This is a genomic window from Paracoccus sp. NIOT.M2S5SZ12 (assembly GCF_057748165.1).
This window is the reverse complement of the sequence record NZ_JBYLFR010000001.1, coordinates 276,483-294,180: the sequence shown is the minus strand read 5'-3', so window position 1 is coordinate 294,180 and position 17,698 is coordinate 276,483. Positions and strand designations below refer to the sequence as shown.

The 17,698-nt window shown below is 71.3% G+C and carries 18 protein-coding genes; 10 read left to right on the top strand and 8 right to left on the bottom strand.

What is annotated here, in order from left to right; translation table 11 throughout:
- The first annotated feature begins 67 nt into the window (after positions 1 to 67).
- Genes AC2SGK_RS01470 through AC2SGK_RS01450 form a run of 5 tightly spaced genes read left to right on the top strand, consistent with a single transcriptional unit; the run spans position 68 to position 5,621 of the window.
- Positions 68 to 1,057, top strand: coding sequence for a BMP family lipoprotein (locus tag AC2SGK_RS01470; protein ID WP_488321824.1), 990 nt, complete (start codon positions 68 to 70; stop codon positions 1,055 to 1,057).
- Positions 1,057 to 2,700: an ABC transporter ATP-binding protein gene (locus tag AC2SGK_RS01465; RefSeq protein WP_488321823.1), complete on the top strand. Its 1,644-nt coding sequence runs from the start codon at positions 1,057 to 1,059 to the stop codon at positions 2,698 to 2,700. The genes AC2SGK_RS01470 and AC2SGK_RS01465 overlap by 1 nt, the downstream gene beginning before the upstream one ends.
- Positions 2,700 to 3,806, top strand: coding sequence for an ABC transporter permease (locus AC2SGK_RS01460; RefSeq protein WP_488321822.1), 1,107 nt, complete (start codon positions 2,700 to 2,702; stop codon positions 3,804 to 3,806). Before AC2SGK_RS01465 ends, AC2SGK_RS01460 begins: the two co-directional genes overlap by 1 nt.
- Entirely contained in the window at positions 3,803 to 4,831 is a 1,029-nt protein-coding gene (locus AC2SGK_RS01455; RefSeq protein ID WP_488321821.1) for an ABC transporter permease, read from the top strand. Before AC2SGK_RS01460 ends, AC2SGK_RS01455 begins: the two co-directional genes overlap by 4 nt.
- Positions 4,815 to 5,621 (top strand): purine-nucleoside phosphorylase, encoded by an 807-nt coding sequence (locus AC2SGK_RS01450; RefSeq protein WP_488321820.1) that lies wholly within the window; start codon positions 4,815 to 4,817, stop codon positions 5,619 to 5,621. The genes AC2SGK_RS01455 and AC2SGK_RS01450 overlap by 17 nt, the downstream gene beginning before the upstream one ends.
- On the opposite strand, the gene yghX is transcribed toward AC2SGK_RS01450, so the two are convergent.
- The 3 genes from yghX to AC2SGK_RS01435 all read right to left on the bottom strand — a co-directional run bounded on the left by yghX (position 5,609) and on the right by AC2SGK_RS01435 (position 8,213).
- Entirely contained in the window at positions 5,609 to 6,493 is an 885-nt protein-coding gene (gene yghX, locus AC2SGK_RS01445; protein ID WP_488321819.1) for a YghX family hydrolase, read from the bottom strand. The genes AC2SGK_RS01450 and yghX overlap by 13 nt on opposite strands.
- A 98-nt stretch (positions 6,494 to 6,591) precedes the next feature.
- Positions 6,592 to 7,641 (bottom strand): tRNA 2-selenouridine(34) synthase MnmH, encoded by a 1,050-nt coding sequence (mnmH, locus tag AC2SGK_RS01440; protein ID WP_488321818.1) that lies wholly within the window; start codon positions 7,639 to 7,641, stop codon positions 6,592 to 6,594.
- Between the two features lie 2 nt (positions 7,642 to 7,643).
- The gene (locus AC2SGK_RS01435; RefSeq protein WP_488321817.1) at positions 7,644 to 8,213 is read right to left on the bottom strand and encodes a L,D-transpeptidase; all 570 of its coding nucleotides are present in this window, start codon (positions 8,211 to 8,213) and stop codon (positions 7,644 to 7,646) included.
- Positions 8,214 to 8,408: 195 nt separating this feature from the next.
- Here AC2SGK_RS01435 and AC2SGK_RS01430 point away from each other — a divergent pair, with 195 nt between their 5' ends.
- Both AC2SGK_RS01430 and AC2SGK_RS01425 read left to right on the top strand, forming a co-directional pair.
- Positions 8,409 to 10,814: a heavy metal translocating P-type ATPase gene (locus AC2SGK_RS01430; protein ID WP_488321816.1), complete on the top strand. Its 2,406-nt coding sequence runs from the start codon at positions 8,409 to 8,411 to the stop codon at positions 10,812 to 10,814.
- Positions 10,811 to 11,473 carry an arylesterase gene (locus tag AC2SGK_RS01425; RefSeq protein WP_488321815.1) on the top strand — a complete coding sequence of 221 codons (663 nt, stop codon included), beginning with the start codon at positions 10,811 to 10,813 and terminating at the stop codon, positions 11,471 to 11,473. Before AC2SGK_RS01430 ends, AC2SGK_RS01425 begins: the two co-directional genes overlap by 4 nt.
- A 9-nt stretch (positions 11,474 to 11,482) precedes the next feature.
- On the opposite strand, the gene AC2SGK_RS01420 is transcribed toward AC2SGK_RS01425, so the two are convergent.
- The 5 genes from AC2SGK_RS01420 to meaB all read right to left on the bottom strand — a co-directional run bounded on the left by AC2SGK_RS01420 (position 11,483) and on the right by meaB (position 15,007).
- Positions 11,483 to 11,962, bottom strand: a complete 480-nt coding sequence (locus tag AC2SGK_RS01420) for a copper chaperone PCu(A)C (RefSeq protein ID WP_488321814.1) — start codon at positions 11,960 to 11,962, stop codon at positions 11,483 to 11,485.
- A gap of 22 nt (positions 11,963 to 11,984) precedes the next feature.
- Positions 11,985 to 12,344 (bottom strand): hypothetical protein, encoded by a 360-nt coding sequence (locus tag AC2SGK_RS01415; RefSeq protein WP_488321813.1) that lies wholly within the window; start codon positions 12,342 to 12,344, stop codon positions 11,985 to 11,987.
- 145 nt (positions 12,345 to 12,489) lie between these two features.
- Positions 12,490 to 12,780, bottom strand: a complete 291-nt coding sequence (rpmB, locus tag AC2SGK_RS01410; protein WP_411838507.1) for a 50S ribosomal protein L28 — start codon at positions 12,778 to 12,780, stop codon at positions 12,490 to 12,492.
- 116 nt (positions 12,781 to 12,896) lie between these two features.
- A complete protein-coding gene (locus tag AC2SGK_RS01405; protein ID WP_488321812.1) occupies positions 12,897 to 13,961 on the bottom strand; it encodes a bifunctional transcriptional activator/DNA repair enzyme AdaA in 1,065 nt (354 codons plus the stop codon).
- A 68-nt stretch (positions 13,962 to 14,029) separates the two neighbouring features.
- Positions 14,030 to 15,007 (bottom strand): methylmalonyl Co-A mutase-associated GTPase MeaB, encoded by a 978-nt coding sequence (gene meaB, locus AC2SGK_RS01400; protein ID WP_488321811.1) that lies wholly within the window; start codon positions 15,005 to 15,007, stop codon positions 14,030 to 14,032.
- 119 nt (positions 15,008 to 15,126) lie between these two features.
- Between meaB and AC2SGK_RS01395 the strand changes: the two genes are divergently transcribed.
- The 3 genes from AC2SGK_RS01395 to AC2SGK_RS01385 all read left to right on the top strand — a co-directional run bounded on the left by AC2SGK_RS01395 (position 15,127) and on the right by AC2SGK_RS01385 (position 17,698).
- A complete protein-coding gene (locus AC2SGK_RS01395) occupies positions 15,127 to 15,531 on the top strand; it encodes a thioredoxin domain-containing protein (protein ID WP_488321810.1) in 405 nt (134 codons plus the stop codon).
- Positions 15,532 to 15,609: 78 nt separating this feature from the next.
- Positions 15,610 to 16,902, top strand: a complete 1,293-nt coding sequence (serS, locus tag AC2SGK_RS01390; RefSeq protein WP_488321809.1) for a serine--tRNA ligase — start codon at positions 15,610 to 15,612, stop codon at positions 16,900 to 16,902.
- A gap of 52 nt (positions 16,903 to 16,954) precedes the next feature.
- Positions 16,955 to 17,698 carry a hypothetical protein gene (locus AC2SGK_RS01385; RefSeq protein WP_488321808.1) on the top strand — a complete coding sequence of 248 codons (744 nt, stop codon included), beginning with the start codon at positions 16,955 to 16,957 and terminating at the stop codon, positions 17,696 to 17,698.

Sequence of the window (17,698 nt, the reverse complement as noted above, 5' to 3'; positions counted from 1 at the left end):
ATGCGCCCTAATCGGGCGATCAGCGGGCCCGTTGAATCGCCCGCGAAAAACAGGATGAGGTTCCTTTATGTCCCTGATGAAATCGCTGCTGGCGGGCTCGGCCCTGGCCGTGCTGTCGACCGGCGCGGCGCTGGCCGATCCGGCGCTGATCTATGACCTGGGCGGCAAGTTCGACAAGTCGTTCAACGAGGCGGCGTTCGGCGGCGCGCAGCGTTGGGTCGAGGAGACCGGCGGCACCTATCGCGAGCTGGAGATGCAGTCCGAGGCACAGCGCGAGCAGGCGCTCCGCCGCTTGGCCGAGAGCGGATCGAACCCCATCGTCATGACCGGTTTCGCCTTCGGCGACGTGCTGACCAAGGTCGCGGGCGATTACCCGGACACGAAATTCGCCATCATCGACATGGTGGTCGAGGCGCCGAACGTGCAGTCGGTCGTCTTCACCGAGGAGCAGGGCAGCTATCTGGCCGGCGTGATGGCCGGGATGGCGTCCGAATCCGGCACCGTCGGCTTCATCGGCGGCATGGACATCCCGCTGATCCGCAAGTTCGAATGCGGCTTTGCCCAGGGGTTCAAGTCGGTCCAGCCCGAGGGCTCGGTCGTCAGCAACTATACCGGCACGACGCCCGCGGCCTGGAACGACCCGGTCAAGGGCGGTGAGCTGGCGCGCGCGCAGAAGTCGCAGGGCGCCGACGTGATCTATGCGGCCGCGGGCGGCACCGGCATCGGCGTGCTGCAGGCCGCCGCGGACGAGGGCATCCTGGCCATCGGCGTGGACAGCAACCAGAACGCGCTGCATCCGGGCAAGATCCTGACCTCGATGGTCAAGCGCGTGGACAACGCGGTCTTCGACGCCTTCACGGCGGGCACCGACCTGGAGCCGGGCGTCAAGGTCATGGACCTGGCCGCGGGCGGCGTGGACGTCGCCATCGACGAGAACAACGCCGAGCTGGCCACCGCCGAGATGCAGGCCGCCGTGGACGAGGCGAAGGCCGCCATCGCCTCGGGCGAGGTCACGGTGCACGACTTCATGACCGACAACGCCTGCCCGGCCTCGTAATGACCGCCGCAAGCGACATGATGGGGGGGCGGTCGGCGACGGCCGCCCCCGCTGCCATCGAGCTGCGGGGCATCTCGAAGGCGTTCGGGGCGGTTCAGGCGAACCGCGACATCAGCCTGTCGGTGCCGCGCGGCACGATCCACGGCATCATCGGAGAGAACGGCGCGGGCAAGTCGACGCTGATGTCGATCCTCTACGGCTTCTACAAGCCCGACGAGGGCCAGATCCTGGTGGGCGGTCAGCCGATCACCATCAGCGACAGCCAGACCGCGATCCGCGCGGGCATCGGCATGGTGTTCCAGCATTTCAAGCTGGTACAGAACTTCACCGTGCTGGAGAACATCATCCTGGGCGTCGAGGACGGCGCGCTGCTGCGCCCGTCCCTGTCCAAGGCGCGCGGCGTGCTGAAGCGCCTGGCCGCCGAATACCAGCTGAATGTGGACCCCGACGAGGTGGTGGAAAACCTTTCCGTCGGACACCAGCAGCGGGTCGAGATCCTCAAGGCGCTGTATCGCCAGGCCGACATCCTGATCCTGGACGAGCCCACGGGCGTGCTGACGCCCGCCGAGGCCGACCACCTGTTCCGCATCCTCAAGGGGCTGCGCGACGAGGGCAAGACGATCATCCTGATCACCCACAAGCTGCGCGAGATCATGGAGATCACCGACAATGTCAGCGTGATGCGCCGCGGCGAGATGGTCGCCTCGGTCCGCACGCCCGAGACCAGCCCCGAACAGCTGGCCGAGCTGATGGTCGGCCGCAAGGTGCTGCTGAACGTGGACAAGCAGCCGGCACGGCCGCAGGCCCCGGTCCTGGAGGTGCGCGGCCTGACCATGGTCGATGCCGAGGGGGTGGAACGCCTGCGCGGCATCGACCTGGACATCCGCGCCGGAGAGATCCTGGGCATCGCGGGGGTCAGCGGCAACGGCCAGACCCAGCTGCTGGAGATCCTGGGCGGATACCCCGAGAAGGGCGCCAGGGTCACGGGCGAGGTGCGCATGAACGGCACCGCCCTGCCCGTGGCCGGATCGGGCTGCGATGCCGGTCAGCGCCGCCGCGACGGCGTGGGCCACATCCCCGAGGACCGTCAGGTCGAAGGCCTGATCATGGATTTCGCCGCGTGGGAGAACGTGGCCTTCGGCTGGCACGACGCGCCCGAGTTCAACAGGGGCTGGCTGATGGACAACGACGCCATCCGCCGCGACGCCCAGGCCAAGATGGAGCGGTTCGACGTGCGCCCGCGCGACTGCCACCTGGCGGCGCGCAACTTCTCGGGCGGGAACCAGCAGAAGATCGTCGTGGCCCGCGAGATCGAGCGCAACCCCGACCTGCTGCTGATCGGCCAGCCCACGCGCGGCGTGGACATCGGCGCGATCGAGTTCATCCACAAGCAGATCGTGGCCCTGCGCGACGCGGGCAAGGCCATCCTGCTGGTCAGCGTCGAGCTGGACGAGATCCTGGCCCTGTCCGACCGCGTGGCCGTGATGTTCGACGGCCGCATCATGGGCGAACGCCTGCCCGGCCAGACCACCACGGGCGAGCTGGGCCTGCTGATGGCGGGCATCACCGACGCCCGGACCACGCCCGCGGCGGCCGGCATCCCGCCCGAGACCACCCATGACCTGCCGGAGGGACGCGCCTGATGGACAAGATGCCGAAATGGGCGGACGTCATCCTGACGCCGCTGATCTCTCTGGTGCTGGCGATGGGCATCTCCGCGCTGGTGATCCTGGCCATCGGGGAAAGCCCTTGGATGGCGCTGACCACGATGGTCCAGGGGGCGCTCGGCTCCAGCTATGGCTGGGGATTCACGCTCTATTACGCGACGAACTTCATCTTCACGGGGCTGGCGGTGATGGTCGCCTATCATGCCGCCCTGTTCAACATCGGCGGCGAGGGGCAGGCGGCGATGGGCGGCCTGGGGGTCGCGCTGGTGCTGCTGTTCCTGCCGCTGCCGCATTGGGCCATCGCCCTGCCGGTGGCGATGCTGGGTGCGGCGGCCTTCGGGGCGGCCTGGGCCTTCGTGCCCGCCGTCCTGCAGGCGAAACGCGGCAGCCACATCGTGATCACCACGATCATGTTCAACTTCATCGCCGCGGCCACGCTGAACTATGTGCTGGTGAACCAGCTGCGCCCGACGGGCAGCATGGACCCGGCCTCCGCCCGCTTTCCGGAGGTGACGCACCTGCCCGCGCTGACCGACATCGCGGCGGGCATGGGCTTTGAATGGGGCCGCAACACGCCGGTCAATGTGACCTTCCTGGTGGCGCTGGCGGCCTGCTTCCTGACCTGGGTGCTGATCTGGCGGACGCGTCTGGGCTATCAGATCCGCGCCTTCGGCAAGTCCGAACCCGGCGCGGTCTATGCGGGCATCAACCCCACGCGCATCACGATCATCGCCATGCTGATCTCGGGCGGGCTGGCGGGCATGATGGCCATCAACAACGTCATGGGCGAATCCGAACGTCTGGTCCTGAACGCGGTCGAGGGCGCGGGCTTCATCGGCATCGCAGTCGCGCTGATGGGCCGCAACCACCCCCTGGGCATCCTGCTGGCGGCGCTGCTGTTCGGCTTCCTCTATCAGGGCGGTGGAGAGCTGGCGCTGTGGACCACCATCCCGCGCGAGCTGATCATCGTGATCCAGGCCTTGGTGATCCTGTTCACCGGCGCGCTGGACAACATGGTCCGCATGCCGCTGGAACGGCTGTTCCTGACCATGAAACGGACCAGCTGGGGGGCGGTGAAATGAACATCCGCGAATCGCTGATCGCGATCATCGTCCTGGCGATCTGCCTGGTCTGGGCGTTCGCCGACGGCGCCGCCGCCCAGCAGGGCATCGGCAGCGCGCTGCGCCTGATGACGCCGCTGCTGCTGGCCTGCCTGGCCGGGCTCTATTCCGAACGCGCCGGGGTCTTCGACATCGGGCTGGAGGGCAAGATGCTGATGGCGGCCTTCACCGCCGCCTCGGTCGCCTACATCACCGGCAGCGCCTGGCTGGGCCTGGCCGCGGGCATCGCAGGCTCTCTGGCCCTGTCGCTGGTCCATGGCCTCGCCTCGATCACCTTCATGGGCAACCAGCTGATCTCGGGCGTGGCCATCAACTTCCTGGCCTCGGGGCTGACGGTGCTGGTCGGGCAGAACGCCTTTGGCCTCGGCGGCCGCACCCCGTCGCTGGAGGGGGAGGCCCGCTTCGCCCCCATCACCCTGCCCGGCGCCGAGGCGCTGCGCGACGTGCCCGTGCTGGGTCCAATCTATTCCGGGCTGATCTCGGGGCAGACGATCCTGGTCTATGTGGCCTTCGCGCTGGTGCCGATCACCTGGTGGGTGCTCTACCGCACCCGCTTCGGCCTGCGCCTGCGCGCGGTCGGGGAAAACCCGGCATCCGTCGACACGGCGGGCGTGTCGGTCACCCGGCTGCGTTACACGGCGGTGGCGATCTGCGGCATCCTGTGCGGCATCGCGGGGGCCTATCTGGCGACCGGCCTCTCGGCGGGCTTCGTCAAGGAGATGACGGCCGGGCGCGGCTTCATCGCGCTGGCGGCGCTGATCTTCGCCAAATGGCGGCCCTGGCAGGCGCTGTTCGCGACCTTCCTGTTCGGCCTGCTGGAGGCGATCGCGAACCTCTATCCGAACCTGGACCTGGGGATCGTCACGGTGCCGTCGATGTTCATGAACGCGCTGCCCTATATCCTGACGGTGGTGATCCTGGCGGGCTTCGTCGGCCGCGCCATCCCGCCCCGCGCCGGAGGAGAGCCCTATGTCAAGGAGCGCTGATCTGGCCGCCCTGATCCGCGACCGCGCGGGTCAGGAGGCGCCCGAATACGGACTGATCCTGGGGTCCGGTCTGGGCCACCTGTCGGCCACGGTGGACGGCGTGGCGATTCCCTATGACGACCTGCCGGGCTTTCCCCACGCGGGCGTGTCGGGCCATGTGCCACAGCTGGTCATCGGCCAGCTGGAGGGCGTGCGCGTCGCGGTCTTCGGCGGGCGGTCGCATTACTACGAATCCGGGCGGGCGGACGCGATGCGCCTGCCGCTGGAGGTGCTGGCGGCCCTGGGGACGACGAAACTGATCCTGACCAATGCGGCCGGATCGCTGCGCCCCGACATCCCGACCGGCGGGCTGATGCTGCTGAACGACCATATCGCCTTTGCCGGGACCAATCCGCTGATCGGAGAGGCGACCGACGCGCGCTTCGTCCCCATGACCGACGCGCATGACGCCTCGATGCGCGCCGCCCTGCTGGCCGCGGCCGAGGCCGAGGGGGTGGATCTGCCGCAGGGCGTCTATTGCTGGTTCTCGGGGCCCAGCTTCGAGACCCCGGCCGAGATCCGCGCCGCCCGCACGCTTGGCGCGGATGCGGTGGGCATGTCCACCGTGCCCGAGATCATCCTGGCGCGGTTCCTGGGCCTTCGGGCGGCGGCGATCTCGGTCATCACCAACATGGGGGCGGGGCTGTCCGACGAATCGATCAGCCACGACCACACCAAGGCGATGGCCCCCCTGGGCGCGGCCAAGCTGGAGGCGGTGCTGCGCCGCTTCCTGCGGGATCAGGCCAAGTAGCGGCCGAACCAGTCCAGCGTCCGCCGCCAGGCCAGATCGGCGGCGGCCTGGTCGTATCGGGGCGTCGAATCGTTGTGAAAGCCGTGGTTGACGCCCGGATAGACATGCCCCTCGAAGGTCTTGCCCGCCCAGCGCAGGGCGGCCTCATAGGCGGGCCAGCCCTCGTTGATGCGCTCGTCCAGCTCGGCATAATGCAGCAGCAGCGGCACCTCGATCCGGGGGACGTCCTCCAGGGGCGCCTGGCGGCCATAGAAGGGCACCGACGCACCCAGTTCAGGATAGGCCACCGCCAGCGCGTTGCAGACGCCCCCGCCATAGCAGAAGCCCACCGCCTCCACGCGGGTCACGTCCTCGCGGCCCATCAGATGCTCGGCCCCGGCAAAGAAGTCGTTCATCAGCCGCGTCGGATCGACCTCGGCCTGCAGGGCGCGGCCCTCCTCGTCATTGCCGGGATAGCCGCCCTTGGAGGTCAGCCCGTCAGGCGCCAGCGCCAGATAGCCCGCCTTGGCCAGCCGGCGCGCGACATCCTCGATATAGGGGTTCAGCCCGCGATTCTCATGGATCACCAGCACGGCGGGAATCGCCCCCTCGGCCCCGGCCGGGCGCACCTGATAGGCGCGCACTTCGCCATGCCCCTCGGGCGAGGGATAGGTCACGTATTCCGGCACAATCTCGGGGTCGTTGAAGTTCACCTGCTGGGCCAGCGCGTAATCCGGGCGCAGCATGTTCAGCAGCGCCAGCGCGGTGACGCCGCCCACCGCGAACTTGCCCGCGCGGTCCAGGAACTGCCGCTTGGTGATGCGGCCATGGGCGTAGAAGTCGTAAAGCTCCAGCAATTCCTGCGGGAAATCCCTGGCGGTCATCCGGGTCATCGCACGCTCCTGTTCCTGGGGTCGCGCAACACTAGGCCGGATGGGCGCGCCGGGCGGATCACAAAAGAGCGACCGCCCCGGCGACAAACCCGCGCAGGTCAGCCCATGCGGGCCAGCGCGGCCTCGACCCGCGCCGTCGCGGCCTCCAGGTCGGTCAGCCCCTCCAGCGCCACGACCGCGCCGCGCCCGCCATCATGGCGCGCGCGGTGCTTGTCATAGCGCGGATCGTAATGGTCCCGCAGCAGGCCCTCGGACAGCAGCTGCCAGTCGCGCCGGGCCAGCGCGCCGCGCCAGCCCTCGACCCGCTCGGCCGGGTGCAGGGGCGCGATCAGGTCCAGGATGCCCGCGACCCGGTCCGGATCGGCGACCATGTCGCGATAGGTGGCGGCGGTGAAGGCCGCGCGGGCCGCGACCGGCACCTGCAGGCGCAGGCGGGGCGCGGCGCAGATCGCCTGCCACATGGCCTTGGGGACGGTGATCTGGCCCACGCGGCTGCTCTCGGCCTCGACCAGAACGGGGCGCGTGGGGTCCAGCCCCTCCAGCGCGACGGCCAGGCGGCCCTCGAACATCTTCTGGCTGGGCTGGCCCTCGGGATGGCCGCCGAACAGGCTGCCGCGATGATGGGCCAGCCCCTCCAGGTCGATCACCTGATGGCCCCGCGCGGCCAGCCGCTGCAGGATCGCGGTCTTGGCGCTGCCGGTGTTGCCGTCCAGCACGATCACGGGGGCCGCGATGGGACCGTTCTGCACCCGGTCCACGACCAGCGACCGCCACGCCTTGTAGCCGCCCGCGACGCGCCCCACGCGCCAGCCGATCTGGGACAGGATCGTGCCGAAGCTGCCAGACCGCTGCCCGCCGCGCCAGCAATAGACCAGCGGCTTCCACGCCCCGCCCCGGTCGGCCAGCGGCCCCCGCAGGTGCCGGGCCGCATTGGCCGCGACCAGTGCCGCGCCCAGCTTGCGCGCGTCGAACGAGGAGACCTGCTTGTAGATCGTGCCGACCTGCGCGCGTTCGGCATCGCTCAGCACCGGCAGGTTGATGGCGCCGGGCAGGTGATCCTCGGCGAACTCCGCCGGGGCGCGGACGTCGATGATGTCGTCGAACCCGGCCAGCACCGGGTCCGCCGCGCGGGACAGCGTCAGGTCCAAGATCAGAAGACGTAGACGGGCGTGCCGATCGGCACTTGATCAAACAGGCTGATCACGGCCTCGTTGCGCATGCGCAGGCAGCCGTTCGACACCGCCCGCCCGATCGAGCCGGGATCGGTCGTGCCGTGGATGCGGATCGCGGTGTCGTTGCCCCGGTCGTCATAGAGATACAGCGCCCGCGCGCCCAAGGGGTTCTGCGGCCCGCCCGGCATGCCGTCGGCATATTTCGCATAGGCATCGGGGTTGCGTTCGATCATGTCGTTGGTCGGGCGCCAGCTGGGCCATTCAACCTTGCGGCCGATGGTGGCCTTGCCCTTCCAGACCAGCTCGGCCGTGCCCACGGCCACGCCGTAGCGGGTGGCGCGGCCCGGCGCGGTGACGTGATAGAGGAAGAAGTCGCGGCTGACGACCACGATGCTGCCCACCTCGAAATCCTCGCGGATGGCGACCTCGGTCGGGGCATAGGGGTCGGAGGCGGCCTGCGCCCAGCCCGGCACCGGCGCCAGCGTCCGGGCCAGTGCGGGGGCGGCGACCGCCAAGGCGGCCAGCGAGATCATCCGACGACGGTTCATGGGGCGGTCCTTATTCACATGCGTCCTTTGGCCCGTGGATACAGGCAAACCGCCCCCGCCCGCAACTCACGACCGCGTTCTGGCCGCGCGTGCGGGGCCGTAGGGCTTGACCCCGCGGCGCTTGGGCCACATCTCTTGGGGCATGAACCGCATCCCCACCATGCCCGCCGCCCCGCCGCAAGGACGCTGCGCGCCATGACCACCGCGACCGATCTGGACCTGTCCATTCCGGGCATCAGCTGCGCCGCCTGCGCCGGCCGCGTCACCCGCGCGCTCAGCGCGCTGCCGGGCGTCAATGGGTTGGGCGTCGATCCGGTCGGCCGCACCGCGCATCTCCGGCTGGACGGGGCGACGCTGCCGCAGGTCCAGGCCGCGCTGAGCGCGGCGGGCTATCCCGCGGACCTGCCGGTGACCCGGCTCAGCATCTCGGGGATGAGCTGCGCGTCCTGCTCCGGCCGCATCGCCCGTGTGCTCAAGGCCCGCCCCGACATCGCCGCGGCCCAGGTCGACCTGACCGCCGGCGAGGCGCAGGTGACCCATGCGGAGGGACTGACCCCCGCCGCGCTGGCGCGGATCGTGACCGACCTGGGCTATCCCGCGCGGGTCGCCGATGACGGCCCCTCCGCGGACCCCGTGGACGAGGCCCCCGCCTTGCGCCGCGCCTTCCTGACCGCGGCCCTGCTGACCCTGCCGGTCTTCGTCACCGAAATGGGCGGCCACCTGGTTCCCGCCTTCCACCACTGGCTGCACGGGATGGTCCCGCAGCGGGCGCTGTGGCTGGCCCAGATGCTGCTGACGCTGGCGGTGCTGGCGGGTCCGGGGCGGCGGTTCTTCGCGACGGGTCTGGCGGCCCTGCGGCGCGGCGCGCCGGAGATGAACAGCCTGGTGGCCCTGGGGGCGGGGGCGGCGTTCCTCTTCTCGACGGCGGTGGTGCTGGCGCCGGGGCTGGTGCCCTCCGCCTCGCGGCAGGTCTGGTTCGAGGCTGCCGCCGTCATCGTCACCCTCATCCTTCTGGGCCGCTGGCTGGAGGCCCGCGCCAAGGGGCAGGCCGGTGCCGCGATCCGCGCGCTGGTCGCGCTGGCCCCCGACCGGGCGACGGTCCTGCGCGACGGCCGCCCGGTGACCCTGCCCGTGGCCGATCTGGTGCCCGGAGACCTGATCCGGCTGGCCCCCGGAGAGCGGGTGGCGCTGGATGGCGTGCTGACCGAAGGACGCGGCGCCATCGACGAATCCATGCTGACCGGAGAGCCTCTGCCGGTCGACAAGCGCCCTGGCGACGCGGTGACCGGCGGCACGGTGAACGGCGCCTCGGCGCTGACCTATCGGGTGACGGCGACCGGCGCCGACACGGTCCTGTCGCGCATCGTCGCGCTGGTCCGCGGCGCGCAGGCCGCCCGCCTGCCGGTGCAGGACCTGGTCGACCGGGTGACGCGGATCTTCGTGCCCGGCGTCATGGCGCTGGCGGCGGTGACGTTCCTTCTGTGGCTGGCCTTCGGCCCCGATCTGGCCCATGCGGTCGTGGCGGCGGTGTCGGTCCTGATCATCGCCTGCCCCTGCGCGATGGGGCTGGCGGTGCCGGTCTCGATCATGGTGGGCAGCGGCCGGGCGGCGCGGCTCGGCATCCTGTTCCGGCGCGGAGAGGCGTTTCAGGCGCTCTCTCAGGCCCGCGTCGTTGCCTTCGACAAGACCGGCACCCTGACGCAGGGCCGCCCGCGCGTCACCGCCATCCACAGCCGGCATCTGGACCCCACCGCGCTGCTGCGCCTGACCGCCGCGGCGGAGGCGCGGTCCGAACATCCGCTGGCCCACGCGATCCTGGAACGCGCCGCTGGCTGCGACCTGCCCGCCGCGCAGGATGTGGTGGCCCGTCCCGGACAGGGCCTGTCGGCCCGCGTCGAGGGACAGGCCCTGCTGATCGGCAACCTCCGCGCGCTGGAGGCCGCGGGCGTCGCGGTCGATGCCGATCTGGCCGCGCGCGCCCAGGACGACGCCGCGCAGGGCGCGACGGCCGTCCATGTCGCGCTGGACGGGCGGCATGTGGCGGCGTTGGCCCTGTCCGACCCCGCCCGCCCTGAGGCCGCGCCGGCCATCGCCGCGCTGCGGGCCATGGGCATCGATTGCGTGATGCTGTCGGGCGATCAGCCCGCCGCCGCCCGCGCGGTGGGCGCCGGGCTGGGCCTGACCGACAGCCGCGGCGGGCTGTCGCCCGAGGACAAGCTGGCCGCGCTCCGCGCCATGGGGGCGCGGAGCGTCTTCGTCGGCGACGGCATCAACGACGCCCCGGCCCTGGCCGCGGCGGGCACCGGCATCGCCATCGGCACGGGCACCGACATCGCCATCGAATCGGCCGATGCGGTGCTGATGTCGGGCGATCCGCAGGGGGTGGCGCGGGCCATCCGCCTGTCGCGGGCGGTGATGCGCACCATCCGCCAGAACCTGTTCTGGGCCTTTGCCTATAACGTCGCGCTGATCCCGGTGGCGATGGGGGCGCTGGTCCCCTTCGGCGGGCCGGCCCTGTCACCGATGCTGGGCGCGGGGGCGATGGCGCTGTCCTCGGTCTTCGTAGTCGCCAATGCCCTGCGCCTGAGGACCGCCGCATGAGCCGACACCTTCCCGCCCTGTCCCGCCGCGCCCTGCTGGCCGGTGCCGCCGCACTAAGCCTAGTGCGCCCCGCCCGCGCGCAGCAGGCCCTGCCCCGGCTGCTGTGCTTCGGCGACAGCCTGACGGCCGGATACGGCCTGTCCCAAGGCGAGGGGCTGGTGCCGCAGCTGTCGGCTTGGCTGGCCGCCGCGGGCCGTCCGGCGCAGCTGATCGATGCGGGCCTGTCGGGCGACACGACCTATGGCGGGCGGGTGCGGATCGGCCTGTCGATGCGCCGCCACCTGCCCGACGCGGTCATGGTCGAGCTGGGCGGCAACGACATGCTGCGCCGCTGGAACCCCGACCAGGCCGAGGAGAACCTGGATGCCATCCTAGCCACGGCCGGGTCGGGCGGCCGGCCCGTGCTGCTGGTCGGCATCCACGCGCCGTCCGGCGATCCGGACTGGCGCCGGGCCTGGAGCAGGCTGTGGCCGCGGCTGGCCGAGCGGCACGGCACGCTGCTGCTGCCCGACCTCTATGCGCCGCTGGCCCGGGTGCCCGCGGCGCAGAGGCGGCCCCTGATGCTGCGCGACGGGGTGCATCCCTCCGCGCAGGGGGTTCGGCTGATCGTGGACCATCTGGGCCCGACGGCCGCCGAACTGGTCGCCCGCGCGGCCTAGCGACGCGGCTCAGTGTCCGGCGTGATCGCCGTGACCATGCCCGCCGGCGCCGTGATCCATGCCCGCATCGGCGCGGGCATTGTCCACGATGGCCTCGACCGTCTCCTGACCGCAATCGCCGAAATCCAGCTCCAGTGACACGGCGTCGCCATCGGCCAGCGGCTCGGTCAGGCCCAGCAGCATGATGTGATTGCCCCCGCGCGACAGGGCACGCGTCTGACCGGCGGGAACGGCGATCTCGGGGATCTGGCCCATCTTCATCACGCCGTTCTCCTCGGTATGGGTGTGCAGCTCGGCGCGTTCGGCGGCCTGGGTGGTGACGGCCTGCAGGCTGCAATCCACCGCGCGGTGGTTCTCCAGCTGCAGGAACACCGACGCCACCATGGGATTGGTGCTGCGGGCATAGGCGTCGTTCACATGCATGCCGTCATGGGCCAGCACGGCGGCGGGCAAAGCCGCGATCAGCGCGGCCAGGGAAAGGGTCTTCATGGGGTCGTCCTTCGGATGGGTGTCAGGTCTGGCGGATCGGTCGCGGCGCGACGGGCGGGTCGCGGGCGCGCAGATCGGCGGAATGACGGGGCGCGGGACGCTCTCCCGGAGCACGAACAGCAGGTTCGCTCGGGGCCGACCGCGGCGGCAGGGTGACAAGAGGCGGCGTGACGGCGGCCAGCAGGCTCAGCGCCATGTCGGGGCACAGATGGGCCCGGACCTCACCGGGCGCGCCGTCGGGACGCGGCACCATGACGACCCCCTGCCCGGTGCACAGCACGATCCGGTCGGCCATCATGACCGTGCCGCGTGCCGCGCCCAAGCCCATGGCGGACAGCATCACGACCAGGATCAGGATCGGCGTCAGGACCGGATGGGACATGCGACGGGACATGGCGGCATCCTAACCGCGACCGCGGCCGGGGTCAGCAGGCAATCGGGTCGCAGGGCCGCAGACGCAGGGCACCCGGACATGCAAAGGCCCCGCCGATCGGCAGGGCCATGCAGGATGGATCGCGGTGAGGCGATCAGGCGTTGGCGGCTTCGGCCTTGACCAGCTCACGCTTGATCTTCTGGGCGCGATCCGACAGGTCGGCGTCCTTGGCCTTGGCCAGGAAGGCGTCCAGACCGCCACGGTGATCGACCGAACGCAGCGCCGCGGCCGAGATGCGCAGCGAATAGCCGCGGCCCAGCTTCTCGGACAGCAGCGTGACCTCGTTCAGGTTCGGCAGGAACCGGCGACGGGTCTTGTTGTTGGCGTGGCTGACATTGTTACCGCTCATCGGGCCTTTGCCGGTCAGTTCGCAGACGCGCGACATGGTGTGTTCCTTCGTCTCAGCTGTGCGGGCGGGGGGTCCGTCCCAATGTGAAAGGGCGCCGCGAGGCAGCGCCCGGAATTCCGTTCGCGGGTGGCTACCGCATGACGGCCCGCGCGTCAAGCCTTGTCGGCTGATTCGCCTTGGCCGCGCCAGCCGCGTTCCAGCGCGATCAGCCGCTCCTTGCGCCACAATCCCCCGGCATAACCGGTCATGCTGCCATCCGCGCCGATGACGCGGTGGCAGGGCACGACCAGCGCCAGCCGGTTCGCCCCGTTGGCCGCCGCGACCGCCCGGACGGCGGTGGGCCGGCCGATGGCCGCGGCCAGCTGCGCATAGCTGCGCTTGCCGCCCGGCGCAATCGCCCGTAATTCCTGCCAGACCTGCACCTGGAAGGGCGTGCCGCGCAGGCGCACCGGCAGGTCCAGCCGCCCGTCGCGCCCGGCAAAGAACGCCTCCAGCGCGGCCTTGGTGCGGTCGGTCACGGCGCTGCGGCCCAGCCCGATGCGTCCCCCGGCCAGCGCCGACAGCCGCCGCAGCCCCTGCGGCAGCGCCTTGCGGTCGGTGAATTCCAGCAGGTGCAGCGCCGCGTCGTCGGCAATCGCGATCATGCCGCCCAGGGGCGTCTCGATCCAGTCGGCGCGCAGGTCGGCGCCCCCCTGCATGCGGTGCGGCGGGTGGCCGAACAGGCGCGCGAAGGCGCCCCGGAACCCCGATGCCGAATCGAATCCGGCCTCCAGCTGCGCGTCGATCATCGCTCCTCCCTGTTCCAGGACGGTCATGGCGCGGCGCAGGCGGGCCGCCCGCGCCATCTGCAGAAAGCTGTGGCCCAGATGCCGCCGGAACAGCCGCCGCACGGTCGAGGGGTCCAGCCCCATCGCCTGCAGGTCGGCCTGGCTCCAGCGGCGGTCGGGCGCGTCGCGCAGCGCCTGCACCAGCCGCGCCACCACCGGGGGCAGCGCCCCGTCCGGGTGACAGCGCAGGCAGGCGCGGAACCCCGCCGCCCGCGCGGCACCGGCATCCGCGAACCAGCGGCAGTTCTCGGGGCGGGGCTTGCGCGCCGGGCAGGTCAGCCGGCAATAGATCCCGGTGGAGGTGACGCCCACCAGCGCCACCCCGTCATAGCCCGCGTCCCGCGCCAGAAGCGCGGCATAGAGCCGGTCGTGATCCAGTCCGTCGCGCATGGCGCCCCCCTTGCCGTCACGCCCTTATGCCACGGCCCGGCGCGGCACGGGGCGCGAAAACGGGCATCTCATCGCGACGCGCGCAGCCAGTCCAGCACCTGCGCCGCCGCCTGCCCCGCAGGCAGCGCGCCCTGCGCCACGCGGCCACCCAGATCGTCGATGCGCGCCCGCGCGGCAGGGGTCTCCAGCTGCGCCAGAAGGCCCGCGCGCAGTTCGGACAGGAACCAGTCCCGCGCCTGCTCGGCCCGGATGCGGTCGAAATGGCCATGATCGCGCCGCCAGTCGGCTAGCGCCCGCATGCGCGCCCAGGCCTCCTCCAGCCCCGCCCCCGTCGTGGCCGAGACGGGCATGGCCAGCGGAAACTCGGGCGGGTCCTGCACGCGCCTGCGCAGCAACCGCAGCGCGCCCGCGTAATCGGCCACGGTGCGGCGGGCGGCGGACAGCAAGTCGCCATCGGCCTTGTTGACCAGGATCAGGTCGGCCATCTCCATGATGCCGCGCTTGACGCCCTGCAATTCGTCGCCCCCCGCCGGGGCCAGCAGCAGGACGAACAGGTCGGCCATCTGCGCCACCAGCGTCTCGGACTGGCCGACGCCCACCGTCTCGATCAGGACGATGTCATGGCCCGCCGCCTCGCACAGGCGCACGGCCTCGCGGGTGCGGCGGGCGACGCCGCCCAGATGCGCGCTGGAGGGGCTGGGCCGGATGAAGGCGCGCGGGTCGCGCGACAAGAGCTCCATCCGCGTCTTGTCCCCCAGGATCGAGCCGCCCGACCGGGTCGAGGAGGGATCGACCGCCAGCACCGCGACGCGCAGCCCCTGCCCGGTCAGCATGGTCCCGAAGGCCTCGATGAAGGTGGACTTGCCCACCCCCGGCGTGCCCGACAGCCCGATGCGCAGGGCCTGCCCCTCGGGCAGCGCGGCGATCAGCGCCTGCGCCCGGTCGCGGTGGTCGGGGCGGGTCGATTCGACCAGCGTGATCGCGCGGGACAGCGCCCGGCGGTCGCCCGCCAGCAAGGGTGTCAGAAGTTCGTCGGTCATCGCCACTCCGCCAGCCGCCTGGCGGGAGACTGGACCAGCCGCCCCGGCGGGGCAAGCCCGGCCCGCCTTGTGCGCGGGCGCGCCCGGGCCTATCCTGCGCGCCATCCGATCGCGGAGATCCGGCCATGTCCCACATCCTGACCCGGCGCCGGCTGATGCTGTCCGCGGCCTGCGCGCTGCTTCCCGTGGTGGTCGCCGCCGAAGGGCCGCGCGACTGGAGCGACGCACCGTGGCAGCTGATGATGGTCGGCTCTCCGGCCTGTCATTTCTGCCGGGCCTGGGAGGCCGAGATCGGCCCCGGCTATGCCGCGTCGCCCGCGGGCCGGGCCGCGCCGCTGTTCCATGTCGATGTGGACGGCCCCTATCCCGACGGCCTGGCGCTGGCGCGGCGGCCGTGGATCACGCCGACCTTCGTGCTGCTGCGGGACGGGTCGGAGGTGGGGCGGGTCGAGGGCTATGTCGGCAAGCGGCACTTCCATCCGGTGCTGGGCCAGGTGATGCGCGACGCGGGGCTGGACCCCGGCGCCTGATCCGCGTCCGGGCGGGCTTTTGTCGGCGCGCGGCTTGCGCTAGTCAGGCGGCGACCCCCAAGCCGCGAAGGTGCGCCCATGCATGACATCCGTGCGATCCGAGAGAACCCCGAAGCCTTCGAGGCCGCCCTGTCGCGGCGCGGCCTGACCGGGGTCACCGCGCAGATCCTGTCGCTGGACGAGGCGCGCCGCGCCCGCATCAGTGCCGCCGAGACCGCCCAGGCCGAACAGAACCGCGCCAGCAAGGAGGCTGGCGCCGCCAAGGGCCGCGGCGACGAGGCCGCCTTCGAGCGCCTGCGCGCCCAGGTCGGCCAGGCCAAGGCCGACATCGCCGCGATGCAGGCCGAGGCCGAGGGGCTGGACGCGCAGCTGCGCGATCTGCTGATGGGCATTCCGAACCTGCCGCTGGAGACCGTCCCGGAGGGCCGCGACGAGGACGACAATGTCGAGCTGCGCCGGTGGGGCAGCCCGCGCGCCCTGGACTTCGCCCCGCGCGAGCATTTCGAGATCCCGGGCGTCGCCGCCGGGATGGATTTCCAGACCGGCGCCAAGCTGTCGGGCAGCCGCTTCGTCGTGCTGAAAGGTGCGGTCGCGCGCATCCATCGCGCGCTGGCGCAGTTCATGGTCGACCTGCATGTGGACGCGCATGGGCTGGAGGAGACCTGGACCCCCGTCCTGGTGCTGGAGCCGATGATGGTCGGCACTGGCCAGCTGCCCAAGTTCGGCGAGGACAGCTACAAGACCCGCGAGGGCTACTGGCTGATCCCCACGGCCGAGGTCACGCTGACCAACACCGTGCATGGCGACCTGCTGGAGCACTCCGCCCTGCCCCGCCGCATGGTCGCCCACAGCCAGTGCTTCCGCTCGGAGGCGGGCAGCGCGGGTCGCGACACCACCGGCATGCTGCGCCAGCATCAGTTCGAGAAGGTCGAGATGGTCTCGATCACCGATGCCGACAGCGGGCTGGCCGAACATGACCGCATGACCCGCTGCGCGGAGGCGGTGCTGGAGGCGCTGGAGCTGCCCTATCGCACCATCGTCCTGTGCACGGGCGACATGGGCGCGGGTGCGCGCATCACCCATGACCTGGAGGTCTGGCTGCCCGGCCAGGACCGCTATCGCGAGATCAGCAGCGTCAGCTATTGCGGCGACTATCAGGCGCGACGGATGAACGCCCGCTATCGCCCGGCGGGGGGTGGCAAGCCGGACTTCGTGCACACGCTGAACGGCTCCGGTCTGGCGGTCGGACGCGCGCTGATCGCGGTGCTGGAGAACGGCCAGCAGGCCGACGGATCGGTCGTCCTGCCGGCCGTGCTGCACCCCTATCTGCGCGGCGCGGGCACCCTGACGGCCGACGGCCGACTGGTCTGACAAGTCGCGCTGCGGGCGCGAAACTGTGGCAGGCCGACTCGCGTTGGCCTGCATGGCACGAACGGGATCCCTTCTTCAGATGGCGGCCGCGGCGATCTTCGTGATCAGCTGCACCCTGTTCGCCTGGCTGACGGAAAGCCCGGGCCAGCTGGATGCCGCGCGGCTGGCCGGGCCGCTGCTGCCGGTGGCCCCGCCGGACCGGACCGCCATCCCGCTGCTGTATCTGGACCCTGACAATGCCGTGATGTGGACGCTGATGATCGCCATCTGCGCCTTGGTGCTGCTGGATGCGGTCGGCCAGTGGATCGACAACACCGACCGCGAACCGGTGCGCACAGGCCGCCGCCGGGTCTGGCCCTTCATCACCGCCGCGGCGCTTCTGGCGGCGACCTGGCCCGCGCTGATCACGCTGCCGCTGCTGCTGACCGCGGTGACGACCGCCAGCGCGGTCTTGGCCACGGTGGGGGCACGCCACGCGGCAGGGCGTCACCGCCCGGCCATCGGCTTTTTCGCGGGCTGGGCCACGGCGCTGTCCTCCGCGGCACTGGCCGAACTGTCGGTCCGGCTGCTGGACCTGCCGCAGATCGCCGTGCCCGCCGTGGCGATCCTGCCTGCCGCGGCCCTGGGCATGGTCGCGCAGATGTGGATCGGGACCAGCATCGGCTATTCCGTGGCGCTGATCTGGGCGTTCTGCGGGCTGGCCATATCGACCATGGGCACCGATCCGATGATCGCGCTGGTGGCGATCATCGGGATCAGCGCGATGGCCGCCGTCCTGATCCGCGCGGCTAGCTGA

Excerpts from the sequence above, each read along its gene's own strand:
- AC2SGK_RS01460 (WP_488321822.1), top strand. The coding sequence starts at position 2,700 with ATGGACAAGATGCCGAAATGGGCGGACGTCATCCTGACGCCGCTGATC.
- serS (WP_488321809.1), top strand. The coding sequence starts at position 15,610 with ATGCATGACATCCGTGCGATCCGAGAGAACCCCGAAGCCTTCGAGGCC.
- AC2SGK_RS01465 (WP_488321823.1), top strand. The coding sequence starts at position 1,057 with ATGACCGCCGCAAGCGACATGATGGGGGGGCGGTCGGCGACGGCCGCC.
- AC2SGK_RS01420 (WP_488321814.1), bottom strand. The coding sequence starts at position 11,962 with ATGAAGACCCTTTCCCTGGCCGCGCTGATCGCGGCTTTGCCCGCCGCC.
- AC2SGK_RS01470 (WP_488321824.1), top strand. The coding sequence starts at position 68 with ATGTCCCTGATGAAATCGCTGCTGGCGGGCTCGGCCCTGGCCGTGCTG.
- AC2SGK_RS01395 (WP_488321810.1), top strand. The coding sequence starts at position 15,127 with ATGTCCCACATCCTGACCCGGCGCCGGCTGATGCTGTCCGCGGCCTGC.
- AC2SGK_RS01385 (WP_488321808.1), top strand. The coding sequence starts at position 16,955 with ATGGCACGAACGGGATCCCTTCTTCAGATGGCGGCCGCGGCGATCTTC.
- AC2SGK_RS01450 (WP_488321820.1), top strand. The coding sequence starts at position 4,815 with ATGTCAAGGAGCGCTGATCTGGCCGCCCTGATCCGCGACCGCGCGGGT.
- AC2SGK_RS01405 (WP_488321812.1), bottom strand. The coding sequence starts at position 13,961 with ATGCGCGACGGACTGGATCACGACCGGCTCTATGCCGCGCTTCTGGCG.
- AC2SGK_RS01415 (WP_488321813.1), bottom strand. The coding sequence starts at position 12,344 with ATGTCCCATCCGGTCCTGACGCCGATCCTGATCCTGGTCGTGATGCTG.
- AC2SGK_RS01455 (WP_488321821.1), top strand. The coding sequence starts at position 3,803 with ATGAACATCCGCGAATCGCTGATCGCGATCATCGTCCTGGCGATCTGC.
- AC2SGK_RS01435 (WP_488321817.1), bottom strand. The coding sequence starts at position 8,213 with ATGAACCGTCGTCGGATGATCTCGCTGGCCGCCTTGGCGGTCGCCGCC.
- rpmB (WP_411838507.1), bottom strand. The coding sequence starts at position 12,780 with ATGTCGCGCGTCTGCGAACTGACCGGCAAAGGCCCGATGAGCGGTAAC.
- yghX (WP_488321819.1), bottom strand. The coding sequence starts at position 6,493 with ATGACCCGGATGACCGCCAGGGATTTCCCGCAGGAATTGCTGGAGCTT.
- AC2SGK_RS01425 (WP_488321815.1), top strand. The coding sequence starts at position 10,811 with ATGAGCCGACACCTTCCCGCCCTGTCCCGCCGCGCCCTGCTGGCCGGT.
- AC2SGK_RS01430 (WP_488321816.1), top strand. The coding sequence starts at position 8,409 with ATGACCACCGCGACCGATCTGGACCTGTCCATTCCGGGCATCAGCTGC.